The following is a 26,249-nucleotide window of genomic DNA, read 5'->3' as shown; positions in this document are numbered from 1 at the left end:
GCTCTCGCAGGTCTGCGTTCGCGTCGCCACCCGGATCGTGACCGGGCTCCCGAGGCGTCGTCACGCGCGCAGCAGGGCGTGAGGAATCGCAATGAGCATGGAAAGCGCGGCTTGGAGCTCGCTGTACAAGATCTCGAGCGCCAAGGACGGCAAGCACGGGATCTCCCGCGCGTCCGTGCGTCGGATCATGACCTTCGCGGTGCCCTACCGCGCCAAGCTGCTGGTCTTCATCGCGCTCTCCGTCGCCGGAGCGTTCCTCGCGGTGGCGACGCCGGTCCTCGCCGGGCAGGTGGTCGATGTCATCGTCGCCCGGGGCGAGGTGGCCACGATCATCCGGCTCGCGGTCGTCATCGCCCTCGTGGCCGTGGCCGACGCCGCCGTGTCGCTGCTGACGCGATGGTACTCGGCGCGGATCGGCGAGGGGGTGATCCTCGACCTCCGCACAGCCGTGTTCAACCACGTCCAGAAGATGCCGATCGCCTTCTTCACCCGGACCCGGACGGGCGCCCTCGTGAGTCGCCTCAACAACGACGTGATCGGCGCGCAGCAGGCCTTCAGCGGCACCCTGTCCGGCGTGATCACGAACCTCGTCGCCCTGATCCTCACCCTGATCGTCATGCTCAGCACCTCCTGGCTCGTGACGGTCCTCGCGGTGGTGATGCTCCCCGTCTTCCTGGTACCCGCGCGCCGTATGGGTGGCCGCCTCGCAGCGCTGCGTCGCGAAGCCGCCGACCACAACTCGGCCATGAGCACGCAGATGACCGAGCGCTTCTCGGCTCCCGGCGCCACGCTCGTCAAGCTGTTCGGCCGCCCGGACCAGGAGGCCGAGGAGTTCCGTGTCCGCGCCGCCCGCGTCCGCGACATCGGTGTCCGGACGGCGATGCTGCAGTTCGTCTTCTTCACCGCGCTGATGCTCGTCTCCGCCCTCGCGCTCGCCCTCGTCTACGGCCTCGGCGGCTCCCTCGCCCTCGCCGGGCAGCTGGACACCGGTGAGGTGGTCACCCTGGCGCTCCTGCTGACCCGCCTCTACGCACCGCTGACCGGCCTCGCGAACGCCCGGGTGGAGATCATGAGCGCGGTGGTCAGCTTCGAGCGCGTCTTCGAGGTGCTCGACCTCGAACCGCTCATCCAGGAGAAGCCCGACGCCGTCACCGTCTCCGAGGGTCCGGTGTCAGTGGAGTTCGACGACGTCCGCTTCGCCTACCCCTCCGCGGACAAGGTGTCCCTCGCCTCCCTTGAGGAGGTCTCCACGCTGGACACCCGCGGCGGCGAAGAGGTGCTGCACGGTGTCTCCTTCCGGATCGAGCCGGGCCAGACCGTCGCCCTCGTCGGGACGTCCGGAGCAGGCAAGTCCACGATCGCGCAACTCCTCTCGCGGCTGTATGACGTCGACGAGGGCGCCGTGCGCCTCGCCGGGACGGACGTCCGCGACATCGCCTTCGCCTCCATGCGGCACACCCTGGGCATGGTGACGCAGGACGGCCACCTGTTCCATGAGACCATCCGCTCCAACCTGCGACTCGCGCGTCCGGAGGCGTCCGAGGACGAGGTGTGGGACGCCGTCCGCCGCGCGCGGCTCGAGCCGCTCATCCGATCCCTGCCGGACCAGCTGGACACCATGGTGGGCGAGCGTGGCTACCGACTCTCCGGTGGTGAACGCCAACGGATGACCATCGCACGACTGCTCCTCGCCCAGCCGCGCGTCGTCATCCTCGATGAGGCGACAGCGGCACTGGACTCGACCTCCGAGGCCGCCGTGCAGGCGGCGCTCAGCGAGGCGCTCGAGGGCCGGACGGCGATGGTCATCGCGCACCGGCTCTCCACCATCCGCAGTGCGGACCTGATCCTCGTGGTCGAGGAAGGGTCGATCGTGGAGCGGGGCACGCACGAGGAGCTGCTCGCTGCCGGTGGGCGGTACGAAGAGTTGCACCGGACGCAGTTCGCCGTCCAGAAGAACCTGGCAGCGGCGGAGGAGACACCGAGCGAGACCTGACCGCGGTCGCCCCGTCGCAGCCTCCGGGCCGATGGGTTACCGGAGACGCTTGCGCAGGAGCAAGGCGGCGCCGCCCGCGAGCAGGCCGGCGGCGACGACGCCAGCCCCGCCGAGCTGCCAGCCCGTCAGCGCCAGGTCTCCGTCAGCGGAGGGTCGCGCTGTGGCCGAGGGGCGCGGTGTCGCGATCGCCCCTGCTCCAGGACCTCCCGAGGGTGGGGCCGCGGTCGGCGTGACCGTCGGAGGAACCGGCTCGACCTGAGCGCCGGGCACCGACCAGGTTCCCGCGGCGAACGTGACGGGCAGGGTCGCCGCCGTGACCACTGACGACGGGATGCCCGACTCGAGGACGAGGCACTCGAGCGCGAGGGTCGCGTCGCCCTGTTCGACGCCGCCGTCCACGACCTCCTGGAACGAGATGGCCATCGGCACCTCGACCGGCTGCCCGGCGGCCACCGTGACGGTCGGAGACGTGACGACGGTGACCCCTCCCGCCATCACGGAGAGTCGGGCGGCGTCGTCCGCATCGGCTGGGCAGCCCGCGGCGAGCACCGCGGAGCCGAACGAGGGGACGGCGCGCGCGTCACCTGAGGTGACCGCGGCGCCGGCGGTGCCGCGCAGCGTGAGCGGAGCCGGCGCCGAGGCGGCGACGGCAGCACCGGCGCCGGCGAGGCAGAGCACCGCACTGGCACTGAGAGCTGCCGTGACGAGCAGGGCGCGGCCTACGGCACGGAACGGAGAACGGTGGATGACGGGGGCAGTGGAAGACATCGGTACCTTTGGTGGGTGCGGTGGGCCTCCGGGACGGGGATACCCGGCGACGCCAGGACTCTTGCCGACGCAGATGAATGGGTCGTGAACGCCGGGCCTCACCCACGGCACCGGCCGTTGGGCCGAGGTTCACCTCCGCTGCCTACGATCGGCGCGTCCGTCCGATGAAAGTGATGCCATGCCCTTCGATCCCCGCCCCGAGCAGCCCGCGCCAACCGGTGGCTCATCCTCCGTGCCCGAGGTGAAGCGGGGCGCATCGGCCCGGCCCGGCCTCTCCCGCCGGTCCTTCCTGGGGGTTTCCGTCGCTGCGACGGTCGCAGTGGGAGCGACCGCCCAGGGGCTCGGGAGCGCGGCTTCTGCCCAGGCCGCGCCGCTGCCGTCGGCGTCGGCAGTCGTCGACCCGGACGCGCTCTCCTGGCTGGTGTTCGACCACCACGTGCACTCGGTCTACTCGCACGACGCCAAGTACCCGATGACGACGATCCTCGACCAGGCGCAGCGCTTCGCGGTCGACGCGATCGCCTTCACGGAACACAGCAACAAGGGACACGCCAACGTCGGCGGGGTGTTCAACGCGGCCCGCGAGATCGACACCGCCCGGGCGGCTCGCCCCGACATGCTCGTGCTGCAGGGGCTCGAGTGGTACATCCCGGGAGCCGAGCACGCGACCGTGCTGATCGCACCCGGGCCCCAGACGACCCTCGTGTTGCGCCGCTTCGAACTCGACCACGACGGCAAGCTCAACGGATGGGAGAAACCGCGCCCCGGCACCGCAGACGCCGCCGAGTGGCTCGTGCACGCGACCGACGGGATCGCCTGGCTCGGCGCCCAGAAGCGTGCAGGCGTCATCGACGACGTGATCGTCCTGGCGAACCACCCGAGCCGCCTCGGCATCGACTCGCCCGGTGAGCTCCGTGCCTGGCAGGACGCCGACCCTGAGGTGTTCGTCGGCATGGAGGGCGCTCCCGGCGCCCAGGCCGGAGCGATCGCCGCGAACGCGACCGAACGCTCGCGGCGCGGCGAGTACGAGAACACCGCCAGCGAATTCTCGTTCCCCGGCTACCCCGCGGAGGCCTATCTGACGCACGGCGGCTTCGACTGGACGACGGCCGTCGTCGGCGGGATGTGGGACTCGCTGCTGAGCGAGGGACGGCGCTGGTGGATCACCACGAACAGCGATCTGCACCTCAAGGAGTCCGACGCGACACGCGTGGGCGACTTCCCGACCGGGCCGGGCTGGGAGGCCGGGCGACCCTCGCGAACTTCAACCGCGCCGGCCGTCGACCCGACCCGATCGCCACGGCCACGCCCCAGAACGGCGCCGACTTCTGGCCAGGCGAGTTCAGTCGGACGCACGTCGGGGCCGTCGACCGGTCGTCCGCCTCCCTGCTCGACGCGATCCGCGCCGGCCGAGTCTGGGTCGACCACGGACACCTCGTCGCCGGACTCTCCGTCGTGCTCCGTGCCACCGACCAGCCGCAGACCGGCGTCACCCTGGGCGGGACCCTCACCGTCGCAAGCGGCACCGCCCTCGAGCTCGTGGTCGACGTCACACCCACGACGACGCCGACCTCGCGGGGCACGACACCGAGACTCGCGCACCTCGACCTGATCCGCGGGCGCGTCACCGGGCCCGTCGCCGACCGTGACGAACAGCGCGCACCCGGCACCCGAGTCGTCGAAATGCTCGACGTCACCGACCGCAGCGACTCCCCGTTCCGTGTCGTGGTGCCGCTCGAGCCGGCCACTGAGGACGGCTACGTCCGCCTTCGCGGCAGCGATGGCCAGGTGCACGGGGTCGGTCCGCTCGGCGCCGAGATCGACCCGCGGGCACCCCAGCCGTACCCGCTCTCCCCAGCTGACCCCTGGGCCGACACCTGGCTGTACACGAACCCGATCTACATCAGCGTGCGCTGAGCCCGGTCGGGCCCGGTCTGTGCCAGCGGGGCTCGCCGGATCGGAAGCAGGGTTCGCCCTCGCTGACGCGATGCTCGAAGCCGTACTCAGGGTGATTGAAGACGAACCCTCCCACCTCGACCTCGTCCTGCGTCGCTCTCCGCGCGCCCGTCGGTCCATCCCTCGTGGCGCATTGCGTCGCAAGCAGGTCAGCGAGATCCGTCTCACCGACGCGGATCCGAGCCGGCACCGTCAGGTCGCGCGAGACCCAGTCGAGGTCGGCAGTCGATCCCGGTTGTAGGTCGTATCGGTGTACCCGTGCGGAAGCGGTTGTCCGTCGTCGTCGAGACTCACGAACACGATGCGGTCGATCGTGAGGATACTTCGTCGGGTGACCATGTTCCTGACCTCTGCCCGCATCGTGAGGGACGTCCGCCCGAAGGCGGTCGCGCGGAGGCCCATCTCGATCAGGTCGCCCTGCAGCGCCGAGGAGACGAAGTCGATCTCCGAGATGTACTTCGTCACGGCCCTGGGGTTGCCGAGTTGCAGGATCGCGTAGATCGCCGCCTCCTCGTCGATCCACCGCAACAGACTGCCCCCGAAGAGCGTGCCGTGTGCGTTGAGATCCTCGGGCCGCACCCAGCGCCTCGACCGGAAGGTGATGCGCTCCCCGTCGTCGACTCCGTCGGCGACGGCCGAATCCTTCGAGGTGGTCACGCGTCTCTCCTAGATCACCGGAAGGATGATGTCACGAACCAGCGCATCCAGCTGGGCATCCGCCTCAAGGAACTGACGGAGGGTCCGCCTCGTCGCACCGAAATCGTCGAACTCGTCGATCGACATGCCGTCGACGAGGTAGGCCTTCCGGAACTCCGGGACGCGTTCGAGGAGCGTGTCCACGATGTGCTGCGCGACCGGCACGTCGATACGGTGCGGGTCGACGGGGATCCGGTTCTCGTTGATGCGCAGCTGCCAGTCGAACGGTGGTGAGACGACGAGGTCGCCACCGATGAGTTCCGACCACTGCAGGTAGTTGCGGAATGCAGCGGAGAGGATCCTTGACCGGAACCCGCGCTCGGTGAAGATCCGGTAAGCCTCTTTCAGCGCGGCCACGCCCGCCCACTCGAGGTAGCCAGGATCGATGAGGATACGGTCTTTGGCAACGGACGCCTTGAGCCAGTCGTCCAGGCGCCCGCCCATGATGGTGACGACGGAGCCGAACTCCCAGTCCGGGAGCCCCTCGGCGGCCCGTCGCTCGAGACCGCGCTCGATCGCCTCGCCGACCGCGACTGCCTGGGCCACCGTGAACGACACGGTCGCATTGATGCTGACTCCGCGATAGGTCGCCTCTTCGATCGCGCGAATCCCGACGGCGGTGGCGGGTATTTTCACGATGATGTTCTCTGCCAGTGCCGAGAACCGAACGGCCTGCTCGACGAGCGCCTCAGCGTCCCGGTGCAGGCGTGGATCGGTCTGGATCGACAGACGACCGTTCCGGCCGTTGCTCTCCCGGAACGCGGGCTCGAGGAGCACGGCCGCCTGGATCGACAGCTCCTCGACCACCTTCCAGCCGAGCTCGGCCTCCCCCGCTACCGGGAACTCGGCAGCGAGTTCGGTGATCCGCGGCGCCCAGACGTCGGAGTTCTGGGCGATGACCGCAAGGGCGATGACCGGGTTGCAGGTCGCGCCGACCGCACCGAACGCGATCGACCTGGCGAGTTCGTCAGGGTCGGCGGAATCGTTCCACAGGCTCGTGGGCGTCGAGGCCGCCGCGGCTGCGAGCGGAAGCGTGCCGGCTGGGGTGAAGGTGTCGGTCATCGAAGTGCCTCCGGGAGTCGAGTTGGCGATCGCCAGAGCTGCGGCGACGCAGTCCGATCACCATACCTGAATTTTGACAGTATGTCCTAACAATCTGCGCGCAACCCAGCGTGACCTGACATAGCCCCGTTTTGGAAAGCCCTGATATTGTCAGGACAAGTCCTCTCTCCCAATCGAAGGAGCCGCATGGCACAGCCCGAGCAGACGCTCCCCGTCGAACTCTTCCTCGACCTCGATCGATCCGGACCGGTGCCGCTGTACTACCAGATCGCAACCAGGCTCGAGCAGGCCATCCATGATGAGACACTGCCAGCGGGATCACGTCTGGAGAACGAGGTAGCGCTGGGCACCCGCCTCGGGCTCTCCCGCCCCACGATCCGTCGGGCCATCCAGGAACTCGTGGACAAGGGCCTTCTCGTCCGTCGCCGAGGTATCGGCACACAGGTCGTCCACGGAAAGGTGACGCGCAACGTCGAGCTCACCAGCCTGTTCGAGGACCTGGAGCGTACGGGGCAGAAGCCGCAGACGGACATCCTCTCCGCCGAGATCACGACGGCGGACGAGAAGGTCGCGGACGCCCTCGGCGTGGCGACCGGGAGCCCGATCGTGCACATCAGGCGGCTGCGCCGGGCGGACGGTGTCCCGCTCGCGATCCTCGAGAACTACCTGCCCGAGGACCTCACCGACCTCGACCTCGGCGCCCTCGAGCACCATGGCCTCTATCAGCTGCTCCGGGCACGCGGCGTCACCATGCGTGTCGCCAAGCAGCGGATCGGCGCCCGGGAGGCATCCGGTGCTGAGAGCGAGATGCTCGACGTCCGGAAGGGCAGCGCACTCCTGACCATGTCGCGAACCGCCTTCGACAACTCCGGTCGGGCGGTGGAGTTCGGCCAGCACGTCTACCGACCCGACCTGTACTCCTTCGAGGTCACCCTCGTCGACCGGTAGCAAACCGATCGCGCGATCTCAACGCGCCGGAACGGCGAGCTCCCCGGTGAGGTACTGCGCGCGACCGAAGCCGAAGGACCAGTCCTGCGGACCGTTCTCGACATATCCGATGAAGACGTCCGCACCATCGACGCCGACCTCAGAGAGACGGTCGGCCACCGCCGCATAGAGAGCCTGCTTCGCCTCGTCGCTTCGACCGCGCTGCGTGAAGATCTGGATCATCACGACGCCTCCGGAGCGTGCGAAACCGAGCCCCGCATCCTCTGCGATGATCTGGCCAGCCGAGTGTTCGGTGACGATCTGGAAGCGGTCACGAGGCGGAATCCCGTAGACGGAGACGATCGCCTCATGGATGGCGTCTGCGATCTGCTGGATGCCTGCGGCGTCGCGGCCTGCGGCGAGGTCGATCCTGACGAGCGGCATGAGTCTCCTGATCGGTTTAAGTTTGTTAGGACATAAGAACGTTACCCCCTTCCGCCCCGATTGTCACCAGCAAGTAAATATGTCCTGACTTACTATTGCCCTCTTGTCTGTTCTTCACTACCTTGAGCCCTGCAATGATGCACGGGCCGCCCGAGGCCCACCCCTCGAAAGGACACAACGAAGTGAACACCTCAGCACGACGCTCGCTCCTCGGCACGATCGCCCTCGTCGGCGTCGCCGCACTCGCCCTCACCGGCTGCACCGCCACCGCGGGTGCGAGCAGCACCTCGAACGCCGGTCTCGCGTCCGGCTTCGGATCGCGCGCGGACAACCGCGACGCCTACTTCTTCACCTACTACAACCCGGCGAGCGACCCGTTCTGGGCGCAGATCCTGAAGGGTGGCGAGGACGCGGCCGAGCTCGGCCACCTGAATCTGACGCACCAGACGGCCGAGGGTGATCCGGACAAGATGGTCGACCTCGTCGGCACCGCGATCGCGACGAAGCCGTCGCTGATCTTCATGCCGTTCAACGAGGGTGAGAAGTGGTCGAAGGTCGCCTGCGACGCCCATGACGCCGGCATCACGGTCATCGCCTACAACGTCCCCGCTCCGGACAGCGCCAAGGACTGCGTCTCGGGCTTCGTCGGCCAGGACTTCACCGAGGTCGGCAAGCTCGTCGGTGAGCGCCTGTTGAAGGAGGTCGACCTCAAGGAGGGCGACAAGGTCATGTTCCCGGCCGAGGAGCCCGAGCAGGACTACGCGATCAAGCGCGGCGGCGGCGTTCAGGACGCCCTGGATTCGGTCGGTACGAAGGGCGAGTACCTCCGTACCTCCGGTGCTGACGAGGAGGCACTCAACTCCATGACCTCGTGGCTGACGGCGAACCCCGACGTCAAGGCGATCGTCCCGCTCGGCGGCACGCCGCACCGGAACGTCGTCGCCGCCATGGAGGCTGCGGGCATCTCCGTCCCGGTCGTCGGTTTCGACACGTCCCCGCAGGTGATCCAGGGCATCAAGGACGGCAAGATCCTCGCGACCGCCGATCAGCAGGGCTACGTGCAGGGGTACCAGGCGGTCATGCAGGGCATTCTGTCGATCGACTTCGGCCTCTCCCCCGCCAACATCAACTCCGGCGGCCTCGGACTGATCGACAAGTCCAACGTCTCCTTCCTCGAGGAGAAGGATCTGCAGGGCGTCCGCTACTGACACTCGTCCGTCGTGTGCCGGGGATCGCTCCACGACCCTCGGCGCACGGCACCCCTCCCCGAACCGACCGCGATCCGTCGCGCACCGAAGGACCCCCATGTCTCAACCACCCACGCGCGAACCCGCGCCCATCCTGACCGCCCCGCTCTCCACCGAGAGCATCTCGCAGCCTCGCAGACTGTCGGACAACCAGCCGCAGGGCTTCGCCGACCGCCTCCGTGACACGATTACCTACACCCGCGGACGCGGCGCGCTGGAGATCGGCATCATCTTCGCGATCGTGCTCCTCGGCTTCGTCATCGCCGGCATCGTCGCCCCCGACGCGTTCCCGTTCCTCTCACCGAGCAACCTCTCCGGAGTGATCTCCCAGTCCATACCAGTGCTCGCGATCCTCGGTATCGGCGCCGGGATCCTCATGATCGCGGGCGAGTTCGACCTGTCCCTCGGCGCGAACATCGGCTTCTCCGCGATCATCTTCATCCGCGTCTCAGAGGCGGTGGGCTGGGGATGGGGTGCCCTTGCCGCGATCGCCTGCGGCACAGGCATCGCGCTCATCAACGGCCTCATCGTGGTCGTCACCAAGATCCCGTCCTTCATCGCAACGCTCGGCATGGGCTTCTTCTGGACCGGGGCGAGCCTGTTCGTGAACGGGACGTCACCCGCGATCCTGTCCAGCGCGAAGGACGACACTCTGGTGACGCTCTTCGCCGGCGACTTCGGGCTCTTCCGCTCACAGTTGGTCTGGCTGCTCGTCATCGGCGTGATCGCCTGGCTCTTCCTGCACCGGCACAAGCGCGGCAACCACGTCTACGCCGTCGGCGGCAACGCTGCAGCAGCGAAGGCGATCTCGATCAACCCTTCGGCGGTCCGACTCATGGCCTTCGGCATCTTCGGCGGACTCGTCGGCTTCGCCGCGATCCTGATCGCCGTCCGCACGTCGTCGATGCAGCCGGGTAGCACGGACGACTACACGCTCATGGCCATCGCGGCCGCCGTCGTCGGCGGGACCTCCCTGCTCGGTGGCCGAGGAAGCATCGTCGGCATGATCATCGGCGCCGCGCTGATCCGGATCATCGAGAACGGCCTCATCCTGGCCAAGGCCCCCGGTTTCTACATCCAACTCTTCGTCGGGCTCATCATCGTCATCGCCGCCATCTTCAACAAGCTCATGGAAGGAAAGGCATCGTGACCCTCGACGCCACCATCGACACCGCGACGCCGCTCCTACGGATCGAGGGAGTCACGAAGCGCTATGGGGCGAACACCGTCCTCAACGACGTCTCCTTCGACATCGGCCACAGCGAGGTGGTCGGCCTGCTCGGCGACAACGGAGCGGGCAAGTCCACCCTCGTCAAGATCCTGTCCGGTGTCGTCCAGATGACATCGGGTTCGTACACCTGGGAGGGACAGCATCACGGCACGGTCAACCGAGCGCTCACCGAGCAGCTCGGTGTCGAGACGATCTTCCAGGACTCGGCTCTCGTCCCGCAGATGTCGATCACCCGCAACCTGTTCATGGGTCGCGAGATCACCAACCGCCTCGGACTCATGAAGATGAAGCAGATGGACGCGATCACCTCCGAGATCCTGGACACCGTCGTGACGATCGAGGGCATCAAGTCCTCGAAGCAGCTCGTCGCCTCGCTGTCAGGCGGCCAGGCACAAGCGGTAGCCATTGCCCGAGCGGTGCACTTCAAGCGAAGCCTCCTCATCCTCGACGAACCCACCTCGGCCCTCGCGGTGCGCGCGACCGAGGCACTGCTGAACTATCTTCGGCAGTTGAAGTCGGAGGGCGTCAGCTCGGTGCTCGTCACCCACAACCTGCACCACGCCTACCAGGTGTGCGACCGGCATATCGTGATGAACCACGGACGGAAGATCCTCGACGTCCGCCGTGAGGACACGAGCGTGGAGGAACTCACCGCCGCGGTCGTGGAGGGCGCCGTCGGAGTCGAACGGTTCCGCGCCGGTCGCTTCTGACCCGCCCCGCCCGACCGCTGCGGTCGCCCTGCCGTGACGGCGGGGTGGCCGCAGCGGTCGTCCGCCCTGGTCACGCCAACGCGTCGGGTCCGAGCAGGGCACGGATGTGCGATTCGATGAGCGCTCGGATGTCGAACGGCGGGCCCTGCATCCACCGTAGCTGGAGCCCCTCCCACGCGGCGAGCAGGAGCTGCGCCGCCTGATCCGCATCGACCTCCCTCGGCACCTGTCCCGCCTCCTGCAGGCGCTCGATGTCCGTGGCGACCACCCGCACGGACCGCTCCCAACGTCGCTGGAAGTACCCGTTCGCCGGATGCTCGGGATCCGCCGCCGCTCCGGCGAGCTCGTTGTAGAGTCGCCCGAAGTTCGTCCGCTGCACGCCCAGCGCGGCACGGTCACCCATGTCGGCGATCGCTCCGGCCTCGGCCCCTCGCTCGCGGATGTTCTCGTCGTCGTGCTGTTGGAGGGCCGCGATGAGCAGGCTCTCCTTGGTCGGGTAGTGGTAGTAGACCGTCGGCTCACTGGCTCCGGCGAGCGCTGCGATCTCCGAGACGGCGACCGCCCGGTGCCCTCGCTCCTGCACGAGCTGCAGTGCGGCCTCGCTGAGTGCCCTCCGTCGCTGATCGGACTTCGCGTACGGCCCGCGCTTCTCTCGCATCCAGACTCCTCGTCGACTCTTGAACGTCTGCCGGTGCAATGATATGTTCAACGCACCAAAGTGATAGACGACTCAGAATTAGCTTAGAGGATTGGTGGTGACGGCATGGCGATCGATCGACGGAGACTCGTGCGCCGGCACAACCCCGTGATCACCTCCGCCCACCCCACCGAGGTGTTCACGGTGGGCAACGGCGACGCCGCCCTCACGGTCGACCTCTCCGGGCTGCAGTCCTTCCCCGAGGTCCACCGGCTCCGGCCCGACCCGCTCCGCGTGCCCCGCGACGGCCTCGACGCCCTCCCCGAGCAACGACCTCGCGCGTTCGACCGCGACGACTTCCAGATCCCGCTCCAGACCCAGTCCGGTTGGGGCTGGTACGAGACGCGCCCCACCCGGCCGCTCGAACTCGCCGAGGCCGAGACCACCCATGCCACCGAGCGAGGCCCGGTCCCCTACCTGGACCGCATGGGACTGCAGCGCCCGCGAGACCCGATCGCGCCTGAGTTCACCGCCGGAGCCTGGTTCCACTACAACCCGCGCCGCGCCCACCTCGGTCGGCTCGCGCTCGTCCGCCTCGACCACCCCGGGCCACTCGACCCCTCGATCATCGACGACGCCCTGACCACCCTCGACCTCTGGTCGGGTCGGGTCGACGCGGATTACTCGGTGCTCGGGCACCGCGTCCAGGTGACCACCGTCGGCGACCCCGACGCCGATCGGTTCGCGGTTCAGTTGCGCTCGTCCCTCCTGGCCGAGGGCTGGGGCGTCGCGTGGGTGTTCGACCCGCAGCCCGATGATCTGGCCCCGTTCGAACATCCACTGGAGGAGACCACGAGCTGGGAGGCTCGGTCGCCGCAGGACTGGATCGCACGACGGACGGTCGAGGCCACCGCGTATGCCGTCCACGTGACCACGACCGGCGAGCTGCGCGAGCACGGCCCCGACGGCGTCGTGGCCGCGACGGACCGCCCCGAGCTGGACGTCGTGGTGGCGCTCCGACCCGGTCCCGCAGCGTTCGATCGCACGGAGCGCTCCACGTTCACCGACGTATGCTCCACCGCCGCCGAATGGTGGTGCCGATACTGGGAGGACGGCTCCGCGGTCGACCTCGGCGACAGCACCGACGAGCGGGCGACCGAACTGGAACGTCGGCTCGTCCTCTCCCAGTACCTCCTCGCCGTCAACTGCGCCGGCCGCACACCTCCAGCGGAGACGGGCCTGACGTACAACAGCTGGTCCGGCAAGTTCCACCTCGAGATGCACTGGTGGCACGCCGCGCACTTCGCCCTGTGGAACCGTGGCGCACTGCTCGAACGCAGCCTCGACTTCTACCACCGGTCGCTCGATGCGGCTCGCGAGACGGCTCGCCACCAGGGGTATCGCGGGGCGAGATGGCCGAAGCAGACCGATCCGTCCGCCCGAGAGTCCCCGAGTAACATCGGGGTGTTCCTCGTCTGGCAGCAGCCGCACGTGATCCACCTGCTCGAACTCCTCCACGCGAGCGGCCGGGACGAGGAGTTCCTCCGCCGGCACTATCCGCTCGTCGAGGCGACGGCGACCTTCATGGCCGACGTCGTCGCCGAACGGAACGACTCCTTCACGCTCCCCCCGCCCCTGATCCCCGCCCAGGAGAGCTATCTCGCCGAGCGGGAGACGACGGCCGACCCGACCTTCGAGCTCGCCTACTGGTCCTGGGCCCTCGCTGTCGCCAACATCTGGCGGGAGCGGCTCGGGCTTGCTGAGGACCCCCGGTGGCGTCGGGTCTCCGAGGGGATGCGATCGCCGACCGTGCTCGACGACGGGACCTACGCCGCCGTCGCGACACCGCCGTTCCTGGTGCGGAAGGACCACCCGTCGATGTTGATGGCGTACGGCTGGCTGCCTCCTACCGAGCTCATCGATCCGTCGATCATGTCCGCGACACTCGACAGCGTGTGGGAACACTGGGACCTGCAGTCGAGCTGGGGGTGGGACTACCCCGTGATGGCGATGACCGCAGCGCGGTTGGGCGACCTGTCACGTGCGATCGACGGGCTGCTCATGCCGTCGCCGAAGAACGTCTACCTGAACAACGGCCACAACCCGCAGATGCCGGGCTTCCTCTCGCTCTACCTGCCGGCGAACGGCGGACTCCTGGCCGCGACGGCCCACCTCGTCGCGGCCCACCGCGACGGCGCGGCACTCCCCCCGGGCTGGTCGATCGTCGCCGAGGGGTTCGAGTCGGTGCACGCCGGCATTCCCGATCGCGGCCTCGCAGCCTCTCCCTGACGCCGACCAGACCGACTCAACAACCCACACACCGACACGAGACGAGGCATAGCTTGGCAACCGGTTGACATCTACCATCCGCGGTGACGCACCGCACACCGTCACCAGCACCACCCGAACGACGGCGACCGAACGGATCGCCGGACTCCGATCGCCCGACCGGAGTCATCCCTGGCTTTCAAAGGTGAGGACCATGCACAGTTTCCAGAACACCCCATCCCCGACCGGTGGAGCGCGCAGGCGCGCCACGATCGTCGCCGGCGGCTCGATCGCAGCCGTCGCCGCCCTCCTCCTCAGCGGCTGCTCCGCCGCCGAGCCCGCAGCCGACGGCAAGGTCGAACTGACCTTCATGAACCAGTCGCGCGGCCAGGAGGCCGCCCTGACCCAGCTCGCGGAGCAGTACACGACGGAGACGGGCGTGAAGATCACGATCGACTCACCCGGACCGGCCGACTATCTCCCCAAACTGCAGGCGAAGGCGCAGTCGAAGTCCATGCCCGACATCTACTCGTCGTTCAACGCCACCGACATGGCGCCCTTCTACAAGGCCGGGTGGGCGATGGACCTGACCAAGGAACTCGACGGCGACTGGGCGGACGACTTCAGCCCCGCCGTCATCGAGATGTCGACCTTCGACGAGGGGAACAACCTGGGTGTGCCCGCCGGGATCTACACGGTGCACTGGGAGACACAGACCTACGGATTCCTCGTCAACCCGGCACTCACTGGCATCAGCCAGGACACCGCACCCACCACCGGCGCCGAGTTCGTCGACGCCCTCGCGGCCTCGACCTCTGGCGAGAAGTTCAGCGTCGCGGCGTCACTCACCCCGCAGCTCATCCAGGGGCTGGCCTCGAACTGGCTGAGCGACGAGGAGATCGAGGCCACCTTCAACGGCGAGGCGAGCTGGGAGGACGACGGCTGGCGCAACGCCTTCCAGTTCTTGGTCGACCTCAAGGACGCTGGCGTCATCGCGAACAACGCGCTGCCGGGCGGCCAGGATGACAACCCGAACGTCGAGACGTCGTTCTTCACCCAGGCGACCGGCTCCATCTTCGACGCCTCCCCCGGCGTCTCCGTCGGGCTGCGGACCAACCCCGAGTTCGAGGACTACTTCTCCCTCCCCCTGCCGAAGCTCGACGGTGCGACCCTCGACCCACGCTCCCCCGGCATCCCCGGGAAGGGCGCTGTCATCAACCCGAAGGGCGCACACCCCGAGGAGGCACTCGACTTCGTGAAGTGGCTAACCGAGCCGGAGCAGCAGAGCGTCTTCGCCGAGGTCGGACGCATCCTGCCGACGAACCCCGAGTTGCTGGCCGCAGGTGACGTGCCGCAGCAGTTGGCCGGGTACGCCGCCGGTGTCGAGGATGTCCAGGTCATGTCTGCGACGTTCACGACCGACGTCAAGACGGCCATCGTCGCAGAGGCGCAACGACTCGTCCTGGGCGAGGCGACGGTCGACGAGGTGCTGGCGAACATCCAGGCCGCACAGGACCGCACGCCATGACCTCGCAGCCGATCCTGGCCCCCGCCGCCGTGCGCGTGACCCGCGCGCGCGGCGGGGCCGCCCCCTGCGCCGGAACCTCACCGGCTGGTTGTTCCTCGCTCCGGCGATCGCCCTGATCGGCGTCTTCACGATCACGCCGTTCGCCCAGGCGATCCTGCTCAGCTTCCAGTCGTGGGACGGTGTGAGCCCGGACACCCCTTGGGTCGGCCTCGCCAACTACGAGTTCATCGCCGGCGACGTCGTCTTCTGGGCCTCGATGCGCAACGTCCTCTTCTTCGGCATCGTGGGGTTCTTCCTCGGCAACGGCATCGCGCTCGGCATGGCGCTCGCCGTGAACCGCATCACCCGGGGCAAGACCTTCTTCCGAACGGTGTTCTACTTGCCTGGCGTGTTGTCGGTCGTCGTCGTCGGACTGCTGTTCTCGTTCATCCTCGCCCCGGGAAATGGGGTCCTGAACCGGGTGCTCGAGAGCGTCGGCCTCGGAGCCCTCGCCCAGAACTGGTTGGGTGACCCCGCCGTCGCGCTCCCCGCCGTCGCAGCGGTGTTCATCTGGTTCCACTGGGGGTTCGGGTTCCTCCTGTTCCTCGCCGGCCTGCAGGACGTGCCGAAGGAGCTCTATGAAGCAGCGGAGCTCGACGGCGCGGGCCCGTGGACCACGTTCCGATCGATCACCTGGCCGCACCTGGCCCCGGTGACGTCGATCGTGAGTCTCCTGACCCTCCTCGCGGCCCTCCAGATCTTCGGCACCGTGCAGGTGTTGACGAACGGTGGGCCCGGCTACCACACCATGGTGCCGACGCTCGCCATCTACAACGAGGCGTTCGTGAACTGGCGGTACGGCAGCGCGGCCGCGATGTCGGTCGTCTTCGGCGGCGCCCTGGTGCTGCTCTCCGTCTTCCAACTCGCCATCACCGGATGGAGGTCACGCAAGTGACGATCACCACCGACACCGACCAGCAGAGCACCCGGTCACTCACGACGGCTCGACGCCCGGGCGACCGCGGTCCGCTCCCGAAACCTCCCCACCGGCGGAAGAAGATCCGCCCGGACCAGATCGGCCTCTACGGCCTCCTGGTCGTCGCGGCCCTGACGGCGCTCCTCCCCCTGCTGTGGATGCTGTCCGGGTCGCTGCAGAGCCTCACGGAGTTGCTCTCCAACGACAGCCTCCTCCCGGCGTCCCCGCAGTGGACGAACTACGTGACCGCGTGGGTGCAGGGCGACCTGGGCACGTACCTGCGGAACAGCGTCGTCTACACCGGCTGCGCGGTCGTCGGCATCCTCGTCGTCTCGAGCCTCGCCGGATACGCGCTCGCCCGCCTCGACTTCGCCGGGAAGGGCGCCTTCACCGTCGTCATCCTGGCGGTCATGATCATCCCGGCACCCGCGATGTTCCTCGCGCAGTACAAACTCCTCATCTCGCTCGGGCTGACCAACAACCCCGTCGGCTACATCCTCATCCTGATCACCTCCGGCATCCCCATGTCGACGCTCATCATGCGGAGCTTCTTCGTGAGCCAGCCTCGCGACCTGGAGGAGGCGGCCGCGCTCGACGGCGCGGGGCCGGTTCGCACCTTCTTCAGTGTCATCCTGCCGCTCGCCCGTCCGGGCCTCGCCGCGGTCGCGGTCATCCAGGGCCTCGGGGCGTGGAACGAGTACCTGATGGCGCTCGTGATCTTCGACGACAACGCCCTCATGCCGATCCAACGGGGCCTCACCGCGTTCACCTCGGCGGACACCCCGCAGCAGCAGATCCTGTTGGCGGCGACGACGATCTCGATCGTCCCCGTGGTCGTGTTCTATCTGCTCGCGCAGCGGCACATCGTCAAGGGTATCGGCGCCGGCGCGATCAAGTAACCCAGTACCGGAACGGGGCGGTCGTCGATCGACCGCCCCACGGAACGAGGATCACGACCCATGCGTTCAGCATTCGCAGCAACCCCCTGGTTCGGTGGGGACTACAACCCGGAGCAGTGGCCACGCGACGTGTGGGACGAGGACGTCTCGCTCATGCAGCGGGCCGGCGTCACCCTCGCGACTGTGGGGGCCTTCTCCTGGGGTTTGCTCGAACCCGAGGAAGGCGTCTACGACTTCGCCTGGCTCGACACCGTGCTGGACTCACTCCACGCTGGCGGCATCCGAGTGGATCTGGCGACCGCCACCGCATCGCCGCCGATGTGGTTGGCTCACCGGTATCCGGAGTCGCTCCCGGTGACTGCGGACGGCGTTCGCCTGCGTGCCGGGTCCCGGCAGGCGTACTGCCCCAGTTCGCTGGCCTACCGCCAAGCGGCGGTCCGACTGGTCACCGCACTCGCCGAGCGGTACGGCGACCACCCTGCCCTCGCGCTCTGGCACGTCAACAACGAATACGGATGCCATGTGTCGCGGTGCTATTGCGATGCGTCGGGGAGCGCGTTCCGCCGCTGGCTGATCAGGAGGTACGGCACGGTCGACGCCCTCAACGAGGCGTGGGGCACGACCTTCTGGTCGCAGCACTACACCTCCTTCGATCAGGTCGAGCCCCCGCGCACGACACCCGCGTACGGCAACCCGTCCCAACTCCTCGACTTCGACCGCTTCAGCTCGGACGAGTTGCTCGACTGTTTCCTGGCCGAGAAGGACGTCCTCCGGCGGGTGACCCCGGAGATCCCGGTCACGACCAACTTCATGGGCCTGTTCCGCGGCCTGGACTACTGGCGTTGGGCGCCGCACGTCGACGTCGTCGCGGACGACCTCTACCCGGACCCGGCCGACCCCGATGCAGCTCGATCCGCGGCTCTGGCACGTGACCTGATGCGCTCGCTCGGGCACGGTCGCCCCTGGCTCCTCATGGAACAGGCGGCGGGCGCGGCGAACATGCGACCGAGCAACGCGCCGAAGGCTCCCGGTCAGATGCGTGCGCTCTCCTACCAGGCGGTCGCCCGCGGAGCCGACGGCATCCTGTTCTTCCAGTGGCGACAGTCCGCCGCCGGCGCCGAGCAGTTCCACTCCGCGATGCTTCCGCATGCGGGGACCGACACCAGGATCTGGCGCGAAGTCGAGGCACTCGGCTCGGAACTCGGCTCGCTGGACGCAGTGATGGGCGCGCCCGTCCGGGCGCGTGCCGCGATCATCCTGGATTGGGAGAGTTGGTGGGCGATCGAACATCGAGGGCTCCCGATGCGGTCGAGCTACCCGTCGCTCATCGCACCGTGGCACGCGGCCCTGTCCGAGGAGGGGGTCGTCGTCGACTTCGTGCGCGGTGACGAGGACCTCACTGGGTATGCGTTGATCGTCGCGCCTGCGATGTTCGTCGCCGACGACGCGCGGCTCGCCGCGCTCGACGCCGCCGTCCGCGGAGGCGCTGTCCTCCTCGTCACGCCGCAGTCTGCGATCGTGGACACCACGCACCGAGCACGGCTCGGCGGCTACCTGGGATCGCTGCAGCAGACCCTCGGTATCTGGATCGAGGAGTTCGTCCCCCTCGCAGGCGCCTGGGATCGCCCTGGAGCCATCCCTGTGCGTCCGGAGTCGACCATCGCTCCGTCGGTCAGGGTGGAGGGTGCGGTCTTTGCCGACGGCACCGCGACCGGTGTGGAGTGGAGCGAGTCCGTTCGTCTCCACGACGCCGACGTGCGCGCGGTCTTCGCCGACGGACCGGTCAGCGGGCAGCCCGCACTCACCCGACGTGTCAGCGGCGACGGCACCGCGTGGTACCTGGCGACGCGCCTGGGTCTCGACGACACCCGGGCGCTCATCCGCACCCTCGTGACGGAGGCGGGCATCGCCCCGCTCCGGGTCCACGACGAGGCGACGTCATCCTGGATCGAGGCTGTCCGTCGCGGGGACCTGACCTTCGTGATCAACCACGGTGCCACCCCGGTCACCCTGACCCTGTCAGGTACCGACCTGTTGAGCGGCGCCTCGGCGGCCGGCCTCCGTCTGGGTTCCCAGGGTGTCGCGGTCGTGAGGGGCGCCTGAGGGGGCAGCCCCTCGGCTTGACGTGGAAGCCGGTGCGGCACCGGCCGGTCAGCCGCGCCGGGCGCGGAGCAGCTCGTCGACGGCCCGGAGACCCTGCTCGAGCGCCCGGAGGTCCTCCGTGGCGAGATCTCGGAGGACCTCCGAGCCGAGTTCCGGACGTGACGCCATCATGCGCAGCACCACCGCGCGCCCGAGTTCGGTCGCGCGGATTCGTCTGACGCGCTGGTCGTCGGCGTCGAACGCGCGGGTGACGAGCCCCTGCTCGACGAGGCGATCGACGTGCTTCGACGTCGTCGCCATCGAGACGCCGAAGGTCTCAGCGAGTCCCCCGCCGGTCGCGCCGTCCTCGCTCGTGACCACGAGGGAGAGCACCTTGAGCTGCGCGATGGTGAGGTCGGTCTTGAGGAGCGGCTCGAGACTCATGGGGATCGACCGGATGGAGATGGTGAGCGCCAGCGCCTCGACGCTGCGGACAACCGCGTCCCGACCCCGTTCCGCTGTGCTCATGAGACCACGGTAGTGGTGACTCAGCAGATCCTCAGGACTATTTACTTAGCCAAAAGCTAAGCTTTACCCATGACCAAGACAGCCCCCCGCCCCGAGATCGACGACATCGACCTCGACGCCCTCCGCGCGACGTACGCCCACGAACGCGACCGACGGCTCCGCCCCGACGGCCAAGCCCAGTACCGCCGTGCCGCCGGTGCGTTCGGATATTACGCGAAGGACCCCTACACGGCCTGGCAGGAGCGCGAGCCTCGCACGGACCACGTCGAGGTGCTCATCATCGGCGCCGGATTCGGCGGCCTGCTCACGGCGGCCCGACTCCGCGATGCCGGTGTGGAGTCGATCCGACTCATGGACGAGGCCGGCGGCGTGGGCGGCACCTGGTATTGGAACCGCTACCCCGGCATCCACTGCGACGTCGAGGCCTCCGTGTACCTGCCACTACTCGAGGAGCTCGGGACCGTGCCGTCGTGGCGGTACGCACCGGGCGAGGAGATCAGGCAGCATGCTGTCGCGATCGCCGAGCACTACGGACTGCTGCACGACGCCCTGTTCCAGACGCGCGCCACCGGACTCACCTGGGACGACGACGGACACTGGACCGTCGAGACGGACCGCGGTGACCGCATGACCGCCCGGTTCGTCATCACCTCCTCCGGCACACTGACGCAGCCGAAGCTCCCCGGCATCCCCGGCATCGAGACGTTCCGCGGCCACACCTTCCACACGAGCCGATGGGACTACGACTACACGGGCGGGAGCGCGGACGGCGGACTCACCGGCCTCGCGGACAAGCGGGTCGCGGTCGTCGGCACCGGGGCGACGGGCATCCAGGTGATCCCCCACCTCGGCCGCGACGCCCAGGAGCTCGTCGTGTTTCAGCGCACGCCGTCGACCGTCGACGTCCGCGACAACCGGCCGACGGACCCGGACTGGGCGGCATCGCTCCGTCCCGGTTGGCAGCGCGAACGGATGGACAACTTCATCGCCGTCCTCTCCGGCGAACCGGTCGAGGAGTCGCTCATCGACGACGGATGGACCGCGACGGCGGCACTGCAACGGAAGGTGCTGTCGGGGCGGGTCGACACCACGATCCCCGACGACGAGCGGGAGCTGCTCGAGGAGCTCCAGGACGCCGCCACGATGAACCGCATCCGAGCGCGGGTGGACGCGGTCGTCGAGGACCCGGCCACGGCCGCCGTCCTGAAGCCGTGGTACCGCTACATGTGCAAGCGTCCGGCCTTCAGCGACCACTACCTGCAGACGTTCAACCGCCCGAACGTGACCCTCGTCGACACCGCCGACCACGGCGGGATCACCCGCATGACCGAGCACTCGGTGGTGGTCGGCGACACCGAGTACGAGGTCGACTGCGTCATCTTCGCCACCGGGTTCGAAGCCGGGGTGTCCGGCGTCGTCTCAGGCACCCTGCCCGTCTTCGGACGCGACGGTCGGAACCTCCTCGAGGCCTGGGGCCGCGGACCGCGGACACTGCACGGGTTCATGACCCACGGTTTCCCGAACCTGTTCCAGCTGGGCCCGATCCAGAACGCGACCTCGGTGAACTTCGCGCACATCCTGCGCGACCAGGCCGAGCACATCGCTGCGGTCGTCGAGCAGGCACGCGCGGCGGACGTCGTCCGTGTCGAGCCGACGGCGGAAGCGGAGGAGGCCTGGGTGCGGACCATCGCCCGGACCGCCCGAGACGTGACCGCCTACCAGGCCGCCTGCACGCCGGGGTACTACAACGGGGAGGGGACGCGGTCGATGACCGGCGCCTCGTACTCGGGCAGCCCGCTCCAGTTCCGACGGTTGCTGGCCGAGTGGCGGGCGAACAGGCTGCACGAGGTGCTCGTGACCGCCGAGACCGCGACCGCAGGCGCGAGCCGATGAGCGCCGACACCGCCGTGTGGCGACGTCGCGACGTCCGGGTGTTCGGCGGCCTCGTCCTGGCGACGACGCTGGCCGGATGCACCACCGCCACCACCGCGCCCGCCGCCTCGTCGACGACGGGACCTGCAGGAGCGACCACCATCACCGCCACCGAACTCCTCCAGGTCACCTCACCGCACGAACTCACGGGGATGACACTCCTCGAAGGCCCGACGTTCGGACCCGACGGCGACCTCTACGTGGTGGACGTCACGGCACCTCCCGGCGGACCGAAGGTGCTCCGGATCGACACCGAGTCCCTCGACGTCACGCCCGTCCACACCGATTCGACGAGCGCCTACACCTCCGCGCAGTTCAGCCCCGTGGACGACCGGCTGTACCTCACGGACTTCATCGGTGGCCGGATCGACAGCGTCACGGCGGACGGAGGCGACCTCCGGCAGTTCTTCGCGGGCGACGTCGACGGGGCGCCGATCCACCCGGACGACGTCTCCTTCGACGAGGCGGGGCACCTCTACGTCACGGACTCCGCCGGATACGACCGGCCGTACTGGGAGGCGTCGGGCCGGCTCATCCGTCTCGACGGTTCGACCGCGGAGCCGAGCGTCCTCGCCGACGGGCTCGCCGCCCCCAACGGCGTCGCCTTCACGCCGGGCTTCGACGGCCTCTGGGTGACGCACAACACGGGGAACCAGGTCGACTTCGTCCGGCTGGACGAGACCCGATCGCGGGTGGCGGTGGCGTTCCCGGCGCTCTACATCGACGGCGGGACGACGCAGGTCGACTCGGCCGCGGTGGACGCCGACGGCAACCTCTACCTCGGTCTCCACGGGCGGGCCGCGGTGCTCGTCTACAGCGACACCGGCGAGCACCTCGCCACCGTGGAGATGCCGCACGACGAGGACGGGGTCGGATCGGCCACGAACCTCGCCATCGAACCGGGGACCACCGACGCGTACGTGACGGTCAGCGGCGAAGCCGGCGGGTACGTCTACCGCTTCACCGCGCTCGGCGAGGGCATCCGCCAGTCGAACGGCGGCTGACGGACGCCACTCGACCCACCTACCGGATGCCCTTCACCTTCGTCAGGATGATCGACCCGCCGAGCAGGGCGAACACCCCGCCGACGAGATACAGGAGCGTGTAGTTCTTCACCCCGTCCACCGCACCGATCGCGATGATCGCCGGGGCCAGGAGCGGCGCGATCGCGCTCGGCAGCTTCTGCGCGAACGACACGACCGACATGTAGCGGCCGGCCTCGGAGCGGTCGGGAAGGATCGCCAGGACGATGGCCTGGTCGACCGCTCCGAACGCCGCCAGGGCGAGGTTCATGATGACGGCGCCGATGACGAGCTGCGGGAAGGAGAACGCGGTGGCCTCGATCACCGCGCCGACCGCGAAGAGCAGCGCTCCGATGAGGACGAAGAGCTTCCGTCGCCCCAGCTTGTCCGACACCCATCCGCCGCCGAGCGCTCCGACGACGGCGGCGACGACTCCGAGGAGGCCGATGACCGTCACGGCGCCGGCGATCTCGGAGACCGGCAGCCCGAGCCGCTGGGCGTAGAAGAAGGTCGCGAAGCTCGTGTTGAAGTACAGGCCGATGAAGAACGTGAAGCGGCCGAGCCAGTTCCACCCGAAGTCCGGGTACTTCCGCGGATTGAAGGCGTAGCTCGAGAACACCTTCTTCAGGGAGATGCGGTCGTCCGGCAGCGCCATGCCCCGCGAGTCCGGGTCCTTGCCGAGGAGGACGAACGCGAGCACGGTGACCGCTCCGACGACACCCGGCAGCAGGAACACGAGCACGGTGCTGATGTCGACCACGGCGTAGACGATGCCGATGCCGAGGATCGGCGCGACCTGGGCGGTCAGGCCGGTGAGTCCGGAGATCTTGCCGCGTTGCTGTTCCGGCACGAGGTCCGCCTGGAGGAACATGATCGCCGCTCCCACGTTGGCCCAGCCGAACATGGCGATGATCCACCCGATGATGAGGACGGGCACGCTCGGGGCCACGGAGATGACGAGCAGACCGACGAGTCCGAAGACGATCCCGCCCAGCATGAACGGGCGACGGCGACCGAGCCGCGAGCGGGTGCGGTCACTCCAGATGCCGATGAGCGGTGCCGTGAGGATGAACACCGCCTGCGCGAGTCCCGTCGCATACCCCAACACCTCCTCATGGCCGGGCACCAGTTCCTGGATCCGGAGGGCCAGCGAATAGGACAGCGGGACGATGAACGCCATCGAGGACCCGAAGTTCGCGAGCATCATCGTCACGATGAAGCGGGCGCTGACTGGACGGGTCGGGCCGTCGGGCGTCGGGAGGTTGGTCGTGGTGGGACCTGCGGCGGTGCCGGAGGTCATGGGACGCGCCGTGGCAGCGGCGATGGTGATGCGTGAGGACTCCTCTGGAGTGAGCTCGTCGTTGATGCCCATGGGTTCCTTCTTCGGTCGGGTGGTGCGGGATGTGCTGCGGGGTCGGGATCACCCGCGGCGGCCCTCACCCCCGAGGGGCCGCGCGCGGATGGACGGGTCAGCGGTCGTCGTCGGCTCCGTCGGTGGCCTGCCCGGGCTTCGACCCGTCGAGCCCCGTCCAGCGACGCCGCAACAAGAACGCGGCACCCTTCGGCTTGCGGTCGCGGGTGAAGACACCCTTGCGGTTCCCGTCGACCCGGTGGATGCCGGGTGACGTCTGGAAGTCGGCGAAGTTCCACACGTGCTCGCCGATGAACTCCGGGATGCGGTCGAAGACGCGATGGTTCATCGCGAGGTAGTCGGTCTGGTACTCCTCGCTCCACGGCAGGTCCCATACGGAGTGTTGACCGGGCATCGTGTCCGCGCCGTACTCGGACATCATGATCGGCTTCCCGAACCGCTGCGCCCACCCACGGAGGTCCTGCTCGAGGTAGTGCTCGGCCGTGGCGAGGTCGCCCGTGAACACGTACCACCCGAAGTACCGGTTGATGCTGAGGACGTCGAAGAGGTCGGCGATGGTGTCGTTCTGTGCGTTCGCGAACATCACCGCCGCGTAGGTGAGCGGCCTCGTCGGGTCGAGCTCGCGGGCGAGGTCGACGAGCGGTTCGAAGTACTCCCGCGCGCCCTCCTCGTTCGAGGCAGGCTCGTTCGCGATGCACCACATCACGACGCTCGGGTGGTTCTTGTCCCGGTCGATCAGTTCTCGGAGGTGCTGCGCGTGGATCTCGCGCGTCACCCCGCCGAAGTTCTCCGGTGCGAAGGTCGGGGTGGGCGGGATGCCGGTGAGGCCGCCCTGCACCCCGAGGTTGAGTCCGACCGCCGCAGTCTCGTCGATCACGACGATGCCCTGCCGGTCGGCAAACTCGAGCACCTCCTCGGCGTAGGGGTAGTGCGAGGTGCGGAACGAGTTCGCCCCGATCCAGTCGAGGAGCTGGAAGTCGTGGACGAGGTAGGCATTGTCGTGTCCCTTACCGCGGATGGCGGTGTCCTCGTGCTTGCCGAACCCGGTGAAGTAGAAGGGCGAGTCATTGATGAGGAGCTGTGTGCCGCGGACTTCGACTGTGCGGACGCCGAACGCCTGCGTGTAGCTGTCGATCAGCCGATCACCGTCGACGAGTTCGACCGCGAGGTCGTACAGGTAGGCCGCGCCAGGCTGCCAGCGGGTGACGCCCGGGATGGTGAGGGTGGCGGACTCCCCCGCGCCGGTGGCGACCTCGGTTCCGGTGGCGTCGAGCACCCGGACGCGGACATCGGCCGGCGCCGTGGTCGCGACGCGGTACGTGACGATCCCGTCCGCGCCGTCGACCTCCGTGACCACGGTCACGTCCTCCACACGGACCTTGGGCGAGCTGTACAGCCAGACCGAGCGCGCGAGCCCCGCGTAGTTGTAGAAGTCGTGAAGCACCGCCTGCTGCTTGCGGCCGTCCGGTGCCTCGCTGATGATGCCCGGGGGGATCGTGATGTTCGTCAGTTGGTTGTCGACAGCGACCGTCAAGCGGACGCTCACCCCCGCTTGCACCCGGTCGCTGATGTCGATCTCGAACGGCGTGTAGCCACCCTGGTGCTCCCCGACGAACGCGTCGTCGATGTAGACCCGCGCGGCGTGCGTCGCGGCGTCGAACCGGAGCATGATGCGCTCACCGCCCCACCCGCGCGGGATGGACACGGGGCGCTGGTAATACACCCAGCCCACATGATCGCGGATCTCGGCGGAGGTGAATTGGTCGTTGTAGCTCGCAGGTACCGCCACCTCGAGCGAGCCGGGGAGCCGCTCGAGCCATGGCTGCTCACCTGTGGCGGAGTCGAGCGCGAACGACCACAGGCCGTCGAGGTTGACGAGGTCCCGGGTGGGGGTGGCGCGGGGTTTCAACATGGGGTTCCTTCTTCGCGACGATGCGAGGTGGTGAGGGTCGATGGTTCAGAGCGAGACGAAGCTGAGCGGTTCGGGGCCGG

At 68.5% G+C, this 26,249-nt stretch carries 22 protein-coding genes; 14 read left to right on the top strand and 8 right to left on the bottom strand.

The window, feature by feature from the left end; genetic code table 11:
• Positions 1 to 91 precede the first annotated feature (91 nt).
• Positions 92 to 1,993 (top strand): ABC transporter ATP-binding protein, encoded by a 1,902-nt coding sequence (locus BWO91_RS09255; RefSeq protein WP_079002395.1) that lies wholly within the window; start codon positions 92 to 94, stop codon positions 1,991 to 1,993.
• Between the two features lie 36 nt (positions 1,994 to 2,029).
• On the opposite strand, the gene BWO91_RS09250 is transcribed toward BWO91_RS09255, so the two are convergent.
• Positions 2,030 to 2,761 carry a hypothetical protein gene (locus BWO91_RS09250; protein WP_153303428.1) on the bottom strand — a complete coding sequence of 244 codons (732 nt, stop codon included), beginning with the start codon at positions 2,759 to 2,761 and terminating at the stop codon, positions 2,030 to 2,032.
• A 178-nt stretch (positions 2,762 to 2,939) separates the two neighbouring features.
• Here BWO91_RS09250 and BWO91_RS09245 point away from each other — a divergent pair, with 178 nt between their 5' ends.
• Both BWO91_RS09245 and BWO91_RS19930 read left to right on the top strand, forming a co-directional pair.
• Positions 2,940 to 4,373 (top strand): PHP domain-containing protein, encoded by a 1,434-nt coding sequence (locus BWO91_RS09245; protein WP_153303427.1) that lies wholly within the window; start codon positions 2,940 to 2,942, stop codon positions 4,371 to 4,373.
• Between the two features lie 71 nt (positions 4,374 to 4,444).
• The gene (locus BWO91_RS19930) at positions 4,445 to 4,678 is read left to right on the top strand and encodes a hypothetical protein (protein WP_167620461.1); all 234 of its coding nucleotides are present in this window, start codon (positions 4,445 to 4,447) and stop codon (positions 4,676 to 4,678) included.
• 231 nt (positions 4,679 to 4,909) lie between these two features.
• Here the strand turns inward: BWO91_RS19930 and BWO91_RS09230 are convergent, their stop codons facing one another.
• Entirely contained in the window at positions 4,910 to 5,374 is a 465-nt protein-coding gene (locus tag BWO91_RS09230) for an acyl-CoA thioesterase (RefSeq protein ID WP_240555760.1), read from the bottom strand.
• 9 nt (positions 5,375 to 5,383) lie between these two features.
• Positions 5,384 to 6,475 (bottom strand): transaldolase family protein, encoded by a 1,092-nt coding sequence (locus BWO91_RS09225; protein ID WP_079002390.1) that lies wholly within the window; start codon positions 6,473 to 6,475, stop codon positions 5,384 to 5,386.
• Positions 6,476 to 6,661: 186 nt separating this feature from the next.
• Here BWO91_RS09225 and BWO91_RS09220 point away from each other — a divergent pair, with 186 nt between their 5' ends.
• Entirely contained in the window at positions 6,662 to 7,423 is a 762-nt protein-coding gene (locus BWO91_RS09220; RefSeq protein ID WP_079002389.1) for a GntR family transcriptional regulator, read from the top strand.
• Positions 7,424 to 7,441: 18 nt separating this feature from the next.
• On the opposite strand, the gene BWO91_RS09215 is transcribed toward BWO91_RS09220, so the two are convergent.
• Positions 7,442 to 7,846 (bottom strand): tautomerase family protein, encoded by a 405-nt coding sequence (locus tag BWO91_RS09215; protein ID WP_079002388.1) that lies wholly within the window; start codon positions 7,844 to 7,846, stop codon positions 7,442 to 7,444.
• Between the two features lie 182 nt (positions 7,847 to 8,028).
• Between BWO91_RS09215 and BWO91_RS09210 the strand changes: the two genes are divergently transcribed.
• The 3 genes from BWO91_RS09210 to BWO91_RS09200 all read left to right on the top strand — a co-directional run bounded on the left by BWO91_RS09210 (position 8,029) and on the right by BWO91_RS09200 (position 11,034).
• Positions 8,029 to 9,054, top strand: a complete 1,026-nt coding sequence (locus tag BWO91_RS09210) for a substrate-binding domain-containing protein (protein ID WP_167620460.1) — start codon at positions 8,029 to 8,031, stop codon at positions 9,052 to 9,054.
• Between the two features lie 97 nt (positions 9,055 to 9,151).
• Positions 9,152 to 10,243, top strand: coding sequence for an ABC transporter permease (locus BWO91_RS09205; RefSeq protein ID WP_079002386.1), 1,092 nt, complete (start codon positions 9,152 to 9,154; stop codon positions 10,241 to 10,243).
• Positions 10,240 to 11,034, top strand: coding sequence for an ATP-binding cassette domain-containing protein (locus tag BWO91_RS09200; protein ID WP_079002385.1), 795 nt, complete (start codon positions 10,240 to 10,242; stop codon positions 11,032 to 11,034). The genes BWO91_RS09205 and BWO91_RS09200 overlap by 4 nt, the downstream gene beginning before the upstream one ends.
• A 70-nt stretch (positions 11,035 to 11,104) precedes the next feature.
• On the opposite strand, the gene BWO91_RS09195 is transcribed toward BWO91_RS09200, so the two are convergent.
• A complete protein-coding gene (locus BWO91_RS09195; protein WP_079002384.1) occupies positions 11,105 to 11,692 on the bottom strand; it encodes a TetR/AcrR family transcriptional regulator in 588 nt (195 codons plus the stop codon).
• A 105-nt stretch (positions 11,693 to 11,797) separates the two neighbouring features.
• On the opposite strand from BWO91_RS09195, the gene BWO91_RS09190 reads away from it, so the two are divergent.
• From BWO91_RS09190 to BWO91_RS09170, 5 genes are all read left to right on the top strand, one after another.
• Positions 11,798 to 13,960: a hypothetical protein gene (locus BWO91_RS09190; RefSeq protein ID WP_079002383.1), complete on the top strand. Its 2,163-nt coding sequence runs from the start codon at positions 11,798 to 11,800 to the stop codon at positions 13,958 to 13,960.
• Positions 13,961 to 14,153: 193 nt separating this feature from the next.
• Positions 14,154 to 15,467, top strand: a complete 1,314-nt coding sequence (locus BWO91_RS09185; RefSeq protein WP_079002382.1) for an ABC transporter substrate-binding protein — start codon at positions 14,154 to 14,156, stop codon at positions 15,465 to 15,467.
• Positions 15,468 to 15,555: 88 nt separating this feature from the next.
• Entirely contained in the window at positions 15,556 to 16,401 is an 846-nt protein-coding gene (locus BWO91_RS09180) for a carbohydrate ABC transporter permease (protein WP_167620459.1), read from the top strand.
• Positions 16,398 to 17,321 carry a carbohydrate ABC transporter permease gene (locus BWO91_RS09175; protein ID WP_153303425.1) on the top strand — a complete coding sequence of 308 codons (924 nt, stop codon included), beginning with the start codon at positions 16,398 to 16,400 and terminating at the stop codon, positions 17,319 to 17,321. The genes BWO91_RS09180 and BWO91_RS09175 overlap by 4 nt, the downstream gene beginning before the upstream one ends.
• A 60-nt stretch (positions 17,322 to 17,381) precedes the next feature.
• Positions 17,382 to 19,424 (top strand): beta-galactosidase, encoded by a 2,043-nt coding sequence (locus BWO91_RS09170; protein WP_079002379.1) that lies wholly within the window; start codon positions 17,382 to 17,384, stop codon positions 19,422 to 19,424.
• Positions 19,425 to 19,472: 48 nt separating this feature from the next.
• Here the strand turns inward: BWO91_RS09170 and BWO91_RS09165 are convergent, their stop codons facing one another.
• Entirely contained in the window at positions 19,473 to 19,931 is a 459-nt protein-coding gene (locus BWO91_RS09165) for a MarR family winged helix-turn-helix transcriptional regulator (RefSeq protein ID WP_079002378.1), read from the bottom strand.
• 69 nt (positions 19,932 to 20,000) lie between these two features.
• Here BWO91_RS09165 and BWO91_RS09160 point away from each other — a divergent pair, with 69 nt between their 5' ends.
• Together BWO91_RS09160 and BWO91_RS09155 are read left to right on the top strand one after the other, a co-directional pair.
• Entirely contained in the window at positions 20,001 to 21,824 is a 1,824-nt protein-coding gene (locus BWO91_RS09160) for a flavin-containing monooxygenase (RefSeq protein WP_079002377.1), read from the top strand.
• Positions 21,821 to 22,867, top strand: a complete 1,047-nt coding sequence (locus BWO91_RS09155) for an SMP-30/gluconolactonase/LRE family protein (RefSeq protein ID WP_079002376.1) — start codon at positions 21,821 to 21,823, stop codon at positions 22,865 to 22,867. The genes BWO91_RS09160 and BWO91_RS09155 overlap by 4 nt, the downstream gene beginning before the upstream one ends.
• 19 nt (positions 22,868 to 22,886) lie before the next feature.
• Here BWO91_RS09155 and BWO91_RS09150 read toward each other — a convergent pair whose 3' ends face one another.
• Both BWO91_RS09150 and uidA read right to left on the bottom strand, forming a co-directional pair.
• A complete protein-coding gene (locus tag BWO91_RS09150; RefSeq protein ID WP_071259900.1) occupies positions 22,887 to 24,257 on the bottom strand; it encodes an MFS transporter in 1,371 nt (456 codons plus the stop codon).
• A gap of 97 nt (positions 24,258 to 24,354) precedes the next feature.
• Entirely contained in the window at positions 24,355 to 26,169 is a 1,815-nt protein-coding gene (uidA, locus tag BWO91_RS09145; protein WP_079002375.1) for a beta-glucuronidase, read from the bottom strand.
• Positions 26,170 to 26,249: the final 80 nt, after the last annotated feature.

This window comes from Plantibacter flavus (genome assembly GCF_002024505.1).
Lineage (GTDB): Bacteria > Actinomycetota > Actinomycetes > Actinomycetales > Microbacteriaceae > Plantibacter > Plantibacter flavus_A.
The sequence above is the reverse complement of the archived record's forward strand: the minus strand, read 5'-3'. Positions and strand labels throughout refer to the sequence as shown.